Source organism: Streptomyces sp. NPDC028928, assembly GCF_055564915.1.
Genome location: NZ_JBVHVI010000008.1, coordinates 287107 through 300477, shown reverse-complemented (window position 1 = coordinate 300477; position 13371 = coordinate 287107). Strand labels below are relative to the sequence as shown.

Annotated in this window: 13 protein-coding genes; 6 read left to right on the top strand and 7 right to left on the bottom strand. The window is 69.2% G+C overall.

Annotated features, from left to right (window positions below; genetic code table 11):
- The first annotated feature begins 1 nt into the window (after position 1).
- The 5 genes from ACZ4U1_RS21210 (at position 2) to pknB (ending at position 7455) form a co-directional block, all read left to right on the top strand.
- Entirely contained in the window at positions 2 to 529 is a 528-nt protein-coding gene (locus tag ACZ4U1_RS21210) for an FHA domain-containing protein FhaB/FipA (protein ID WP_467905111.1), read from the top strand.
- 132 nt (positions 530 to 661) lie between these two features.
- Entirely contained in the window at positions 662 to 2290 is a 1629-nt protein-coding gene (locus ACZ4U1_RS21205) for a Stp1/IreP family PP2C-type Ser/Thr phosphatase (RefSeq protein ID WP_467905295.1), read from the top strand.
- Positions 2291 to 2317: 27 nt separating this feature from the next.
- Entirely contained in the window at positions 2318 to 3769 is a 1452-nt protein-coding gene (locus tag ACZ4U1_RS21200) for an FtsW/RodA/SpoVE family cell cycle protein (protein ID WP_467905110.1), read from the top strand.
- On the top strand, positions 3766 to 5253 hold the full coding sequence (locus ACZ4U1_RS21195; RefSeq protein WP_467905108.1) for a peptidoglycan D,D-transpeptidase FtsI family protein: 1488 nt from the start codon (positions 3766 to 3768) through the stop codon (positions 5251 to 5253). The genes ACZ4U1_RS21200 and ACZ4U1_RS21195 overlap by 4 nt, the downstream gene beginning before the upstream one ends.
- Before the next feature lie 195 nt (positions 5254 to 5448).
- Positions 5449 to 7455 (top strand): Stk1 family PASTA domain-containing Ser/Thr kinase, encoded by a 2007-nt coding sequence (pknB, locus tag ACZ4U1_RS21190; RefSeq protein WP_467905106.1) that lies wholly within the window; start codon positions 5449 to 5451, stop codon positions 7453 to 7455.
- A gap of 85 nt (positions 7456 to 7540) precedes the next feature.
- On the opposite strand, the gene ACZ4U1_RS21185 is transcribed toward pknB, so the two are convergent.
- The 6 genes from ACZ4U1_RS21185 to ACZ4U1_RS21160 all read right to left on the bottom strand — a co-directional run bounded on the left by ACZ4U1_RS21185 (position 7541) and on the right by ACZ4U1_RS21160 (position 11780).
- Positions 7541 to 8299, bottom strand: a complete 759-nt coding sequence (locus ACZ4U1_RS21185; RefSeq protein WP_467905104.1) for a class E sortase — start codon at positions 8297 to 8299, stop codon at positions 7541 to 7543.
- A gap of 27 nt (positions 8300 to 8326) precedes the next feature.
- Positions 8327 to 9448 (bottom strand): class E sortase, encoded by a 1122-nt coding sequence (locus ACZ4U1_RS21180; RefSeq protein ID WP_467905102.1) that lies wholly within the window; start codon positions 9446 to 9448, stop codon positions 8327 to 8329.
- A complete protein-coding gene (locus ACZ4U1_RS21175; RefSeq protein WP_467905100.1) occupies positions 9445 to 10083 on the bottom strand; it encodes an aminodeoxychorismate/anthranilate synthase component II in 639 nt (212 codons plus the stop codon). The genes ACZ4U1_RS21180 and ACZ4U1_RS21175 overlap by 4 nt, the downstream gene beginning before the upstream one ends.
- A complete protein-coding gene (locus ACZ4U1_RS21170; protein ID WP_189296565.1) occupies positions 10080 to 10241 on the bottom strand; it encodes a hypothetical protein in 162 nt (53 codons plus the stop codon). The genes ACZ4U1_RS21175 and ACZ4U1_RS21170 overlap by 4 nt, the downstream gene beginning before the upstream one ends.
- Before the next feature lie 63 nt (positions 10242 to 10304).
- Positions 10305 to 10970 carry a class E sortase gene (locus ACZ4U1_RS21165; RefSeq protein ID WP_467905099.1) on the bottom strand — a complete coding sequence of 222 codons (666 nt, stop codon included), beginning with the start codon at positions 10968 to 10970 and terminating at the stop codon, positions 10305 to 10307.
- Between the two features lie 21 nt (positions 10971 to 10991).
- Positions 10992 to 11780, bottom strand: coding sequence for a DUF881 domain-containing protein (locus tag ACZ4U1_RS21160; RefSeq protein ID WP_467905097.1), 789 nt, complete (start codon positions 11778 to 11780; stop codon positions 10992 to 10994).
- Positions 11781 to 11932: 152 nt separating this feature from the next.
- Between ACZ4U1_RS21160 and crgA the strand changes: the two genes are divergently transcribed.
- The gene (crgA, locus tag ACZ4U1_RS21155) at positions 11933 to 12187 is read left to right on the top strand and encodes a cell division protein CrgA (RefSeq protein WP_059250060.1); all 255 of its coding nucleotides are present in this window, start codon (positions 11933 to 11935) and stop codon (positions 12185 to 12187) included.
- Positions 12188 to 12471: 284 nt separating this feature from the next.
- On the opposite strand, the gene ACZ4U1_RS21150 is transcribed toward crgA, so the two are convergent.
- Positions 12472 to 13362 carry a rhomboid family intramembrane serine protease gene (locus ACZ4U1_RS21150; protein ID WP_467905095.1) on the bottom strand — a complete coding sequence of 297 codons (891 nt, stop codon included), beginning with the start codon at positions 13360 to 13362 and terminating at the stop codon, positions 12472 to 12474.
- Positions 13363 to 13371: the final 9 nt, after the last annotated feature.

Below are 13371 nucleotides of genomic sequence, written 5' to 3'. Positions count from 1 at the left end.
AATGTCAGAGCTGACCCTCACGGTCATGCGGCTGGGTTTCCTGGCCGTACTGTGGCTGTTCGTGATCGTGGCCGTGCAGGTCATCCGGAGCGACCTGTTCGGTACGCGCGTCACCCAGCGCGGATCGCGTAGGGAGGCGGCCCGGCCGCAGCAGCCCGGCCGGCAGCAGGCCCGGCAGCAGGCCGCGCCGCCACAGCAGCGCGCCCAGCAGGGCGGCGGCCGGCGCGGCCGCAACGCCCCCACCAAGCTGGTCGTGACCGAGGGCACACTGACCGGCACCACCGTCGCGCTCCAGGGCCAGACCATCACCCTGGGCCGGGCGCACGACTCCACGATCGTGCTGGACGACGACTACGCCTCCAGCCGCCATGCCAGGATCTACCCGGACCGCGACGGCCAGTGGATCATCGAGGATCTCGGCTCCACCAACGGCACGTACCTGGACCGGTCCCGGCTGACGACCCCCACACCGATCCCGCTGGGCGCGCCGATCCGCATCGGCAAGACCGCAATCGAGCTGCGGAAGTAGTACGACAATGAGCGAGCGGAGCGAGCACGCGGAAGCAGGCCACACCCAGGCCTCCGGCGCGCTCCCGACCGGAGGGTGGGCAGTGTGGCTCGACACGACCGGCTGTACCCGGAGCCGACGGGCGAGGTGCGCATGAGTCTGTCACTGCGCTTTGCCGCCGGATCGCACAAGGGCATGATCCGGGAGGGCAACGAGGACTCCGGTTACGCCGGTCCGCGCCTGCTCGCCATCGCCGACGGCATGGGCGGTCAGGCCGCGGGCGAGGTCGCCTCCTCCGAGGTGATCTCCACCCTGGTCACGCTCGACGACGACGTGCCCGGCTCCGACATCCTCACCTCCCTCGGCCAGGCCGTGCAGCGCGCCAACGACCAGCTGCGCGCCATGGTCGAGGAGGACCCCCAGCTCGAGGGCATGGGGACGACCCTCACCGCGCTGCTGTGGACCGGCCAGCGGCTCGGCCTCGTCCATGTCGGCGACTCGCGCGCGTACCTGCTCCGTGACGGTGTGCTCACCCAGATCACCCAGGACCACACCTGGGTGCAGCGGCTCGTGGACGAGGGCCGGATCACCGAAGAGGAAGCCACCACCCACCCCCAGCGCTCCCTGCTGATGCGCGCCCTCGGCAGCGGCGAGCACGTCGAGCCCGACCTGTCGGTCCGCGAGGTCCGGGCCGGCGACCGCTATCTGATCTGCTCCGACGGCCTGTCCGGCGTGGTCTCCCATCAGACGATGGAGGAGACCCTCGCCAGCTACCAGGGCCCGCAGGAGACCGTGCAGGAGCTGATCCAGCTCGCGCTGCGCGGCGGCGGCCCCGACAACATCACGGTCATCGTCGCCGACGTGCTCGACCTGGACACCGGCGACACCCTCGCCGGGCAGCTCTCCGACCAGCCGGTGGTGGTCGGCGCCGTCGCCGAGAACCAGCACCACCTGCACGACAACGGGATCATGCAGACCCCGGCCGGCCGCGCCTCCCACCTGGGCCGTCAGGGCCAGGGACACGGCGGCGGCGAGTTCGGCCCGCCCGGCTCCGGCGACACCACCGGCTACGTCCCGGCCGGCGGCTTCGAGGACTACGCCGACGGCGACCTGACCAAGCCGCGCAAGCAGCGCAGATGGCTGAAGACCTCGCTCTACGGCGCCCTCGCGCTCGCCGTCGTCGGCGGCGGACTGTACGGCGGCTACCGCTGGACGCAGACGCAGTACTACGTCGGCGTCAAGGACGAGCACGTCGCGTTGTACCGCGGGATCAGCCAGGACCTCGCCTGGGTGTCGTTGTCGGAGGTGGAGAAGGACCACCCCGAGATCGAACTCAAGTACCTGCCGCCGTACCAGCAGAAGCAGGTGAAGGCCACGATCGCGGAGGGCGGTCTGCAGGCGGCCCGGACGAAGGTCGAGGAGCTGGCCGTGCAGGCCTCCGCCTGCCGCAAGCAGGCCGAGCGCAAGGCCGCCGAGGAGGCGCTGGACAAGGCCAAGAAGGACCAGGACAAAACCGGCAAGACCGGCGGCACCACCGGTACCGCGGGCACCACCGGCACGACTGGTACCACAGGCGCCGACAGCACCACCTCGGGCACCACCACCCAGACCGCCTTCGTCAAGGCCTCCCCGACCCCGAACCCGTCGGCCTCGAAGACGTCACCGGCATCCCCGACGTCCCCTTCGAAGTCTCCGTCCACGACCCCGTCCGCGACCCCCAGCCCCGGCCCCACCCTCTCGGAGGATGAGCAGAAGGTCGTCTCGCTGTGCGGTAAGCAGTAGGCAAGCCGTGAGAGGCCCTGTCACACGATGAGCAGTACTACGAACTCGCCGACGCATCACACGTCCACGATCGGCGCCATCGGCGCGCCGAGCCGCCGCAACACCGAGCTGGCCCTGCTGGTCTTCGCCGTGGTCATCCCGGTGTTCGCCTATGCCAACGTGGGCCTGGCACTCAACGACCAGGTCCCCGCCGGCCTGCTGAGCTACGGCCTCGGTCTCGGCCTGCTGGCCGGCGTCGCCCATCTCGCCGTACGCAAGTTCGCGCCGTACGCGGACCCGCTGCTGCTGCCACTGGCCACCCTCCTGAACGGGCTGGGCCTGGTGTGCATCTGGCGGCTGGACCAGTCCAAGCTGCTGCAGTCGCTGAGAGGCTTCTCACCGGCCGCCCCCCGCCAGCTGCTGTACATCGCGCTCGCCATCGCTCTGTTCACGGTCGTGCTGATCTTCCTGAAGGATCACCGGGTCCTGCAGCGCTACACCTACATCTCGATGTTCGCGGCCTTGGTCCTGCTGATCCTGCCGCTGGTGCCGGGCCTCGGAGCCAACATCTACGGCGCGAAGATCTGGATCAGGATTCCCGGCCTGGGGTCCCTCCAGCCCGGTGAGTTCGCCAAGATCGTCCTCGCGATCTTCTTCGCCGGCTACCTGATGGTGAAGCGCGACGCCCTGGCCCTCGCCAGCCGCCGCTTCATGGGCCTGTACCTGCCGCGCGGCCGCGACCTCGGCCCGATCCTGGTCGTCTGGGCCATCTCGATCCTCATCCTGGTCTTCGAGACCGACCTCGGCACCTCGCTGCTGTTCTTCGGAATGTTCGTCATCATGCTGTACGTCGCCACCGAGCGGACCAGCTGGATCGTCTTCGGTCTGCTGATGTCCGCGGCCGGCGCTGTCGGTGTGGCGAGCTTCGAGCCGCACATCCAGACGCGTGTGAACGCCTGGCTCAACCCGATGCGCGAGTACGAGCTGAGCCGCCAGATCACGCACGACGGCATCCTCCACTCCGACCAGCTGCAGCAGTCCCTGTGGGCGTTCGGCTCCGGCGGCACCCTCGGCAGCGGCTGGGGCCAGGGCCATTCGGACCTGATCAAGTTCGCGGCCAACTCCGACTTCATCCTCGCGACGTTCGGAGAGGAGCTGGGCCTGGCCGGCGTCATGGCCATCCTGCTGATCTACGGCCTGATCGTGGAACGCGGCGTGCGCACCGCCCTCGCCGCCCGCGACCCCTTCGGCAAGCTGCTCGCGGTGGGCCTCTCCGGCGCTTTCGCCCTCCAGGTCTTCGTCGTGGCCGGTGGTGTCATGGGCCTCATCCCGCTGACCGGTATGACCATGCCGTTCCTGGCCTCCGGTGGTTCCTCCGTGCTGGCCAACTGGGCGCTCATCGCCATCCTGATCCGCATCAGCGACACCGCACGCCGCCCGGCGCCCACCCCCGCCGGAAACCCCGACGCCGAGATGACCCAGGTGGTCCGCCCGTCATGAACAAGCCCCTGCGCCGGATCGCGATCTTCTGCGGCCTGCTCATGCTGGCCCTGCTGATCCGGGACAACTACCTGCAGTACGTCCGGGCCGACAGCCTCAAGGACGACCCGAAGAACCGCCGCGTCACCATCGCCCGCTACTCCACCCCGCGCGGCGACATCATCGTGTCCGGCGGCGACGCCATCACCGGGTCCACCGAGACCAGCAAGACCGGCCTGAACGACCTGAAGTACAAGCGCACCTACAAGAACGGCCCCATGTGGGCCCCGGTCACCGGCTACGCCTCGCAGGCCTTCGGCGCCACCCAGCTGGAGTCCATCGAGGACGGCATCCTCACCGGCAACGACGACCGGCTGTTCTTCCGCAAGACGCTGGACATGATCACCGGCAAGGAGCAGCAGGGCGGCAACGTCGTCACCACGCTCAACGCCGCCGCGCAGAAGGCCGCCTTCGACGGTCTGAAGAAGCAGGGCGGCAAGGGCGCGGTCGTCGCCCTGGAGCCCTCCACCGGCAAGATCCTGGCGCTGGCCTCCTACCCGTCGTACGACCCCTCGTCCTTCGCGGGCAACACCAACGACGACGCCGCGGCCTGGAAGAAGCTCCAGAAGAAATACAACCCGAACGACCCGATGCTGAACCGGGCGCTGCGCGAGACCTACCCGCCGGGCTCCACCTTCAAGGTGGTCACGGCCGCCGCGGCGCTGGAGAACGGCAAGTACACCTCGGCCGACGAGAAGACCGACTCGCCGCTGCCGTGGACCATGCCGGGCACCACGACCCAGCTGAAGAACGAGGGCAACATCCCCTGCGAGAACGCCTCCATGCGTGAGGCGCTGCGGGTGTCCTGCAACACCGTCTTCGGCAAGATCGGCTCCGACCTCGGCAACGACAAGATGCTGGAGGAGGCGGAGAAGTTCGGCTTCAACTCCGAGCAGTTCGTCCCGGTCCGCTCCAGCGCCTCGGTGTTCTCCGACGACATGAACCAGTCGCAGACCGCGCTGTCCTCCATCGGCCAGTACAACACCGCGGCCACCCCGCTGCAGATGGCCATGGTCGCCTCGGCGGTCGCCAACGACGGCAAGCTGATGAAGCCGTACATGGTCGACTCGTTGCAGTCCTCCAACCTGGACCCGGTCGCCACGACCCAGCCGGAGGAGCTGAGCCGGCCGCTGTCGCCGAAGAACGCGCAGATCCTTCAGGACATGATGAAGACGGTCGTCGAGAAGGGCACCGGCACCAACGCGCGGATCAGCGGTGTCACGGTCGGCGGCAAGACCGGTACCGCCCAGCACGGTGTCGAGAACAGCGAGAACCCGTACGCCTGGTTCATCTCCTACGCCAAGCTCAGCGACGGCAGCTCGCCGGTCGCCGTGGCCGTGGTGATCGAGGACGAGGGCGCCAACCGCGACGACATCTCCGGCGGCGGCCTGGCCGCGCCGATCGCGAAGAACGTCATGGAGGCGGTCATCGACTCCAAGAAGTGACCGCCTCCGATCACAGGAAGTGACGCCGCTCACATCACCTTCACATCGCCGCACGTTGCGATACCGGTCCTGTATCGGGTTACGGGCTTGGCCAGGTCACACAGAGCGAGCCGGGTACGGTAGGCCCGGACGGCAGCCTCCGGCTGCGCACAGGGGTGCGCGGCCGAGACCGACGGAGAGGGCTGGTAGGTAGCTATGGAAGAGCCGCGTCGCCTCGGCGGCCGGTACGAGCTGGGCCAGGTGCTCGGCCGCGGTGGCATGGCGGAGGTCTACCTCGCGCATGACACCCGCCTCGGCCGCACCGTGGCGGTGAAGACGCTGCGCGCGGACCTCGCGCGCGACCCGTCCTTCCAGGCCCGGTTCCGCCGGGAGGCCCAGTCGGCCGCCTCGCTCAACCATCCCGCGATCGTCGCGGTCTACGACACGGGCGAGGACTACATCGACGGGGTCTCCATCCCGTACATCGTGATGGAGTACGTCGACGGTTCCACGCTGCGTGAGCTGCTGCACTCCGGCCGCAAGCTGCTGCCCGAGCGCGCGATGGAGATGACCATCGGCATCCTCCAGGGCCTGGAGTACGCGCACCGCAACGGCATCGTCCACCGGGACATCAAGCCGGCCAACGTCATGCTGACCCGCAACGGCCAGGTCAAGGTGATGGACTTCGGCATCGCCCGCGCCATGGGCGACGCCGGCATGACCATGACCCAGACCGCGGCGGTCATCGGCACCGCCCAGTACCTCTCGCCGGAGCAGGCCAAGGGCGAGCAGGTCGACGCCCGCTCGGACCTGTACTCGACCGGCTGTCTCCTCTACGAGCTGCTGACGGTACGGCCGCCCTTCGTGGGCGACTCTCCTGTCGCGGTGGCCTACCAGCACGTCCGCGAGGAACCGCAGCCCCCGTCGGTCTTCGACCCGGAGATCACGCCGGAGATGGACGCGATCGTCCTGAAGGCGCTGGTCAAGGACCCGAACTACCGCTACCAGTCGGCCGACGAGATGCGCGCCGACATCGAGGCGTGCCTGGACGGCCAGCCGGTCGCGGCCACGGCCGCGATGGGCGCGGTGGGTTACGGCGGCTACCCCGACGACCAGCCGACGACGGCCCTGCGTTCGGAGTCGGCCGCCGGAGCGACCGCCATGCTCCCGCCGATGAACCCGGACGAGGGCGGCTACGGCTACGACGACCGCCCGGACCGCCGCCGCCAGCAGAAGAAGTCCAACACCTCCACGATCCTGCTGATCGTCGCGGGTCTGCTGGTCCTGGTCGGCGCGATCCTGATCGGCAAGTGGGCGTTCACCGGCAACAAGGCGGACCAGTCTTTCGAGGCACCGAACTTCGTCGGCCACACCTACAAAGAAGCCCAGAAGATGGCGGTGAACTCCGACCTGAAGCTGGCGCCACCGACCCGCAAGGAGTGCGAGAGCCAGCCGAAGGGCAACGTCTGCTCCCAGGACCCGACGGCCGGTACGGACGTCGACAAGGGCGACACGATCACCCTGGTGGTGTCGACGGGCGCCCCGAAGGTCACCGTGCCGGACGTCCGCGGCATCCAGTTCGACCAGGCGGAGGCCCAGCTCAAGGAGAAGGGCTTCACCGTCGAGAAGGAGACCCAGGTGTCCACCCAGCCGCCCGGTGTCGTCATCACCCAGAACCCGGCGGGCGGCACGAGCAAGGAGAAGGGCACCACGATCACCCTCACGGTCGCCAAGGCCGAGGAGAAGGTGACCGTGCCCGACGTCACCGGTAAGACCTGTGACGAGGCGAAGGCCGAACTCCAGGCCAAGGGTCTGGCTCCGACCTGCAACGACACCCCGGTCACCGACCCGGCCCAGAACGGCAAGGTGCAGAACACCAACCCGGCGGCCGGTCAGCAGGTCTCCAAGAACACGCCCATCGCGGTCAACGTCGGCAAGGCGCAGCAGCAGCAGACGCAGATCCCGGACGTCCGTGGCCGCACGGTCGCGGTGGCCCGGCAGATGCTGAACGCCGCCGGCTTCACGAACATCCAGTTCGCCCCGGGCAGCGACAGCAGCGACACCGCGTTCGTCGCCTCCCAGGACCCGAAGCAGAACGAGAAGGTCGACGACCCGGCCGCCACCACGATCACCCTGACGACCGTGGGCATCGGCAACGGGGGGAACAACGGCGGCAACGGCAACGACGGCGGCACCAATTTCTTCGGCGGCACCGACGGCTGACGCCCGAAGGGACGCCTGAAGGGCGGATACGCGTGGGCCCCTGCCGGGACATCCCGGCAGGGGCCCACGTGCTTTCAGCCGCGGATCAGCGCAGTTCCTCCGGCGGAGTCCGGTCCGCGTCCACCTTCTCCACGCGGACCAGTTCGCCCCAGACCACGTAGCGGTAGCGGGAGGTGTAGACGGGGGTGCAGGTCGTCAGGGTGATGTAGTGGCCCGGCTTCTTCCTGCCGGACTCCTTGGGGACCGAGGAGAGGACCTTGACGTTGTACTTCGAGGTCTCGGCAAGGACCGAGTAGACCTTGTAGACGTACCAGTCGTCCCGGGTCTCGAAGACGATCGGGTCGCCCTTCTCCAGCTTGTCGATGTTGTGGAACTTGGCGCCGTGGCCGTCCCGGTGGGCGGCGACGGAGAAGTTGCCGTCCTTGCCGGTGGTGGGCAGCGTGGCCTTGACCGGGTCGGTGTAGTAGCCGGCCACACCGTCGTTGAGGACGTCCGTGCCCGTGCCCTTCTCGACCAGCACCTCGCCGTTGTGCATGGCCGGCACGTGCAGGAAGCCGATGCCGTCCCTGGTGTCGAGCGCGCCGGGACCGGACTCCTTCTGCTGGGCCCAGTGCTCGCGGACCTTGTCGGCCTCCCGGTCCGCCTTGCGGTCCGCTATCACGTTCGTCCACCACAGCGAGTAGACGACGAACAGGCCGAGCAGCACGCCCGCCGTGATGAGGAGTTCCCCGAAGACGCTGACCGCCAGCGCGATCCGGCCGGGGCGCCGGCGGCGCGGAGCGGGATCCGCAGCCGGTTCGGACGCGTCCGTGGTCTCTTCGGTCTCGTCGGCGGTCGCTGCCACAGTTCCTCTGCCCTTACTCGATGAGGCCTACTCGATGAGCGCGTCCGGCTTGCCCTTGCTGCGCGGCCGTTCCTGGACCATCTTGCCCCAGACGATCAGCCGGTACTTGCTGGTGAACTCCGGCGTGCAGGTGGTGAGGGTGATGTAGCGGCCGGGGCCGGTGAAGCCGGAGCCCGGCGGGACGGGGTCGAGCACGCTGGTGTTGGTCGGCGGGGTCACCGGCAGCATCGAGGTCACCTTGTACACGAAGTACGTGTCCTGCGTCTCGACCACGACCGCGTCACCGGGCTCCAGCCGGTTGATGTACCGGAACGGCTCACCGTGCGTGTTGCGGTGCGCCGCGAGACCGAAGTTGCCGGTCTTCGCGTCGGGCATCGCCGTCTTCAGCGGGGCCTCGCCGTAGTGCCCGACCATGCCCTTGTCGAGCACCCTCTTGTTGCTGATGCCCTCCGCGATGGGCGCCACCACGTCCAGTTTCGGGATGTGCAGGATGGCGAAGCCCTGCCCCGGCTCGAAGACCCCCGGGTTGCGCTTGCCCTTCGCCCAGTCGTCCTGGAGCTGGCTGGCCTCGCTGCCGGCCTGCGCGTGCGCGCGGACGTTGGTCCACCACAGCTGGTAGGTGACGAACAGCAGCATCAGCACGCCGGTGGTGATGAACAGCTCACCGATCGCCCGGCTCACGAGGGTCGCCGGGCTCGGCTTGCGCAGCCGGGCCTGCCGCCGGGCCTCCACCCGGGTCAGGGGCCGCTGCGGGTCCCGCTCCACGGGGGGAGCCGCTGTCTCCCGGGCACCGCCACCGCGCCGCCGCCCGCCACGGCGCTTGGCGGCCTTTCTCCGGGCCGCACGGCCGCCGGGTGCGCCTGTGGTGGCAGGAGAGGCAGATGAGGCCGCAGAGGCGCCTGTGGGCTCGCTCTCCGGGGCGAACCCCGCCGGGGCCGGGACCCGCAGCGCCATCGTCTCGTCGTCGACGGGAGCGACCCGGGGCATCGGCGCCGTCAGCGCCTCCTCGGCCGGCCCGGGCGTCAGCCGGGGCATCGGGGCCGTCGGCGGGTCCGTCCGGCGGCCCGCGTACGGCCGCGCACCGGCGGAGGACTCGTACGGGCTCTCGCCGCCGTACAAGTCCTCGCGCTCGGGGCGCAGCGCGGTCACGCCGTGGCCCTGCCCACCACCGGGGCGAGCCCCGCCGATCTGGCCACGGCACCGTGGTCGCCGCACTCCGCCAGCCAGTTGGCCAGCATCCGGTGCCCGTGCTCGGTCAGCACCGACTCGGGGTGGAACTGCACGCCCTCGACCCGGAGTTCACGGTGCCGCAGGCCCATGATGATGCCGTCGTGCGTACGGGCGGTCACTTCCAGCTCGGCCGGGACCGTGGCCGGTTCGGCGGCCAGGGAGTGGTAGCGGGTCGCCGTGAAGGGCGAGGGCAGGCCCGCGAAGACGCCCTTGCCCTCGTGCTCGACCAGCGAGGTCTTGCCGTGCAGCAGCTCGGGCGCCCGGTCGACCACACCGCCGTACGCCACCTGCATCGACTGCATGCCGAGGCACACCCCGAAGACCGGCACCCCGGTGGCCGCGCAGTGCCGGACCATGTCCACGCACACGCCCGCCTCCTCCGGCGTCCCGGGCCCGGGCGAGAGCAGCACGCCGTCGAAGCCGTCCTGGGCGTGCGCGGTCGACACCTCGTCGTTGCGCAGCACCTCGCACTCGGCGCCCAGCTGGTACAGGTACTGGACGAGGTTGAAGACGAAGCTGTCGTAGTTGTCGACGACGAGAATCCGCGCGCTCACTGGTTGTCCACCGTCACATCGTTGAAGGGCAGCAGCGGTTCGGCCCAGGGGAAGACGTACTGGAAGAGGACGTAGACCACGGCCAGGACCAGTACGAGCGAGAGGAGCGCCTTCACCCACGCGTTCCCCGGCAGATGCCGCCAGATCCAGCCGTACATGCCGTCCCTTGCCGTCCCTTCCGTATCCCCTACGGCACCAGACCCACGCCGTACGTCACCAGATTAACGGCGCAGCGCCTTCGGTTCGCCTCTGTCCACAGGCTGGGTGGCGTCGAGATGCGCCCACACGATCAGCCGGTGGCTGTGGCCCCACTCCGGATCGCACGTCGTCAGGGTCAGATAGCGGCCGGGACCCGCGTACCCCGACTTCCCGGGCACAGGATCGATCACCCCGACGTCCGTCGGCACGGTTTTGTACGGCCCTTTGTCGATCCGATACGTGTACCAGGCGGTCCCGTCGGTCAGGATCACGGCGTCGCCCGGACGCAGCCTCGCGAAGTCCTTGAAGGGGTCGCCGTAGGTCCGGCGGTGGCCGGCGACCGCGAAGTTGCCGGTCCCGCCGAGCCGGGCGGTGCGCGCGTAATGCCCCAGGCCCTTCTTCAGGGTGCCGGTGCCGGTGCCCTCCAGGACCGGCTTGTGCCAGCCGGCACCGAGGCGCGGGACGTACATGACGGCGAAGGCTTCGCCGGGTGCGTACGCCTGCGGCCCGGACCGCTCGACCGGCTGGGCGCCGCGCTGCGCCCACTGGTGCCGCAACGTCTCGATCTGGTCGCCCATGACGTGGTCGGCCTTCACACCGGTCCAGAACAACACGTAGACGACGAAGAGCACGATCAGGGTGCCGAGGGTGATGCACAGCTCGCTGACGGTTCTGACGATCACGCGCACCGGCGGCTCCCGGACGGACGTCTACCCCACTGGCTTCGCGTAGTGCAGATCCACTGTGCCGGAGTAGCCGGGAAGAGTCACCGTCCCGTCGTCGGTGACTTTCCAGCCGAGGCCGTAGACGTTGACGTAGACCATGTAGGTCTGGATCGCCTTGCTGTCCGCGAGCGCCTGCTTCAGCCGGTCCGGGTCCCCGACCGCCGTGATCTTGTACGGCGGTGAGTAGACGCGGCCCTGGAGGATCAGGGTGTTGCCGACACAGCGCACCGCGCTGGTGGAGATCAGCCGCTGGTCCATGACCTTGATGCCCTTGGCGCCGCCCTGCCACAGCGCGTTCACCACGGCCTGGAGGTCCTGCTGGTGGATGACCAGGTAGTCGGGCTGCGGCTCGGGATAGCCGGGGAGCTTGGCGGTGGCGCCCGGCGGCGCGTCGTTCAGGGTGACGGTGATCGCCTTGCCGGTCAGCTCCTGCGTGCCCGCGCTCTTCTCCAGCCGGCCGAGCCTCTCGTCCTCGGCCTTGGTGCTGCCGTCGTCGCTCTCGGCGAGCGACTCCACGCTGTCGCGCAGGGTGGCGTTGGACTCGTCCAGCTCCTTGTTCTTGCGGCTGCGCTGCTGGATCAGGTCGGAGAGCTTCAGCAGCGAACCGTCCTGGCGGATGTCGGTGCCCTTGGCCGTGTCGAAGCTGGTGAAGAAGATCAGCCCGGCGAGGGCGAAGACGGCCGCCGTGAGCATCCGCACCGGCCGGAAACGCATCCTGCGCAGGGGGCCGGGACCCGTTGATCCCGTCCCGGGGGAGTCGGCAGAATTGCTCAACGTACCCTTATCTCCTTCGGCGCCGCGGAAGCACTACGCTAACGGACGCCCGGGGGAGCACACAGAGTCGTCATGTTGGCCCCTTGTACGCTGCCCCGAGCCCGACCCAGTTACCTGCGCGGCCACGCAGCGCATCGACAGGAGAGACCCTCGTGCCGAAGTCACGTATCCGCAAGAAGGCCGACTACACGCCGCCGCCGGCGAAGCAGGCGCAGGCCATCAAGCTCACCAACCGCGCCTGGGTCGCGCCCGTCATGCTGGCCATGTTCCTGATCGGCCTGGCGTGGATCGTCGTCTTCTATGTGACCGACGGCTCGCTGCCCGTCGACAGCCTGGACAACTGGAACATCGTGGTCGGCTTCGGCTTCATCGCCGCCGGATTCGGTGTCTCCACGCAGTGGAAGTAGCGCGGGGACGTAGCGCGGGCGGAGTAGCTCTGCCCACGGCTATCCACTGAGTTATCCACAGGGGTTTTCCACAGTGGGGAAAAGAACGACGATCTGTGGATAACCCATCGGGTGTTGACGCCGGTGTGACCGGCCAGGCGCCCCTCAGACACCCGTTCGCCCCCTGTCCGACCTGCGGAAACACATCCGAGCGACAGGGGGCACAGCTGTGTCCGCACCGTGTGCACAAGATCCGCCACACGCTGTGGACAACGGTTCGGTGACAGGGTGTTCCCCCCGCCCGGTCAGGTGAGCTGAGCGGTCCTGACCAGCACCAGCGCCACCGCCAGGGCCAGTACGACGGCACAGGTGCCGTACTGCACCAGCGAGCGCTTCTCGCGCGGGGCGTGGACCATCGCGTACCCGGTGACGACACCGGCGACCAGCCCGCCGATGTGCGCCTGCCACGAGATGCTCATGGCCGGGTTGAAGGTGATGATCAGGTTGATCACCAGCAGGGCGAGGACCGGCCGCATGTCGTAGTTGAGCCGGCGCATCAGCACGGCGGTGGCGCCGAAGAGACCGAAGATCGCGCCCGAGGCGCCGAGCGAGGCGGTCGTCGGGGAGGTGAGCAGATAGGTCAGCGCGCCGCCGGCCAGCCCGGAGACGAGGTAGACCGCCAGATAGCGGGCCCGGCCGAGGGCCGCTTCGAGCGGGCCGCCGATCCACCACAGGCTCAGCATGTTGAAGCCGATGTGCCAGTACTCCTCGTGCGCGAACATCGACGTCACGAAGCGGTACCACTCGCCGCCGGCGACGCCCGAGGTCGGCTCGAAGGGCTTCGGGGGCCAGGCGCCGTAGAGCACCACGTGCTCCAGCAGGGAGCTGTCGGCCTTGATCGCGATGAAGACCGCGAGGTTGAGCCCGATCAGGATCTTGGTGAGCAGGCGGGGGTCGGCCGTGACCGTGCCGCCGGCGATCGTGCGCGGCCGGGAGGCGGCCGGTGCGTGGCCGGTGCCGGAGCCGCCGCGGACGCAGTCCGGGCACTGGAAGCCGACCGAGGCGCTGACCATGCACTCGGGACAGATCGGCCGGTCACAGCGGGTGCAGCGCACGCCGGTCTCGCGGTCCGGGTGCCGGTAGCACACGGGCACGCTGCGGGCGGCGTCCTGCGCGCTCCCTGCGGCCTGGTCCATCAGATCCCC

Coding starts and splice junctions, on each gene's coding strand:
- ACZ4U1_RS21210 (WP_467905111.1), top strand. CDS start 2: ATGTCAGAGCTGACCCTCACGGTCATGCGGCTGGGTTTCCTGGCCGTA.
- ACZ4U1_RS21205 (WP_467905295.1), top strand. CDS start 662: ATGAGTCTGTCACTGCGCTTTGCCGCCGGATCGCACAAGGGCATGATC.
- ACZ4U1_RS21200 (WP_467905110.1), top strand. CDS start 2,318: ATGAGCAGTACTACGAACTCGCCGACGCATCACACGTCCACGATCGGC.
- ACZ4U1_RS21195 (WP_467905108.1), top strand. CDS start 3,766: ATGAACAAGCCCCTGCGCCGGATCGCGATCTTCTGCGGCCTGCTCATG.
- pknB (WP_467905106.1), top strand. CDS start 5,449: ATGGAAGAGCCGCGTCGCCTCGGCGGCCGGTACGAGCTGGGCCAGGTG.
- ACZ4U1_RS21170 (WP_189296565.1), bottom strand. CDS start 10,241: ATGTACGGCTGGATCTGGCGGCATCTGCCGGGGAACGCGTGGGTGAAG.
- ACZ4U1_RS21150 (WP_467905095.1), bottom strand. CDS start 13,362: ATGGACCAGGCCGCAGGGAGCGCGCAGGACGCCGCCCGCAGCGTGCCC.